The 247-nt window shown below is 40.1% G+C and carries 1 protein-coding gene; it reads left to right on the top strand.

The genetic code is table 11. The features are described from left to right. The coding region (locus tag G7034_RS11810) for a hypothetical protein (protein WP_166401165.1) at nt 1–247 on the top strand (247 nt) is incomplete at both ends.

Genomic DNA, 247 nt, shown 5'->3' with positions numbered 1-247 from the left:
TTGACATTGCTTATTACAACAATGAAAATGGAGCTATTGAGGAAAACCCAGGAAATTTAATTGCAACTCCTACTGGGTATGAAAGTCAGTCGGATAATCAAATCGTTTATATTCGCATCACCGACCCCACAAGCGATTTGAATTGTTTTACCATTGAAGAAATCGAATTAATCGTTGAACCCTTACCAGACATCATTGCCCCAGAGCGTTTGTCAGTTTGTGATGATGAAACCGGAGGAAGCACCAC

The sequence above is a fragment of the Psychroflexus maritimus genome, assembly GCF_011089875.1.
GTDB lineage: Bacteria > Bacteroidota > Bacteroidia > Flavobacteriales > Flavobacteriaceae > Psychroflexus > Psychroflexus maritimus.
Note: the sequence above shows the minus strand (reverse complement) of the source record. Positions and strands in the feature narration are given on the sequence as shown.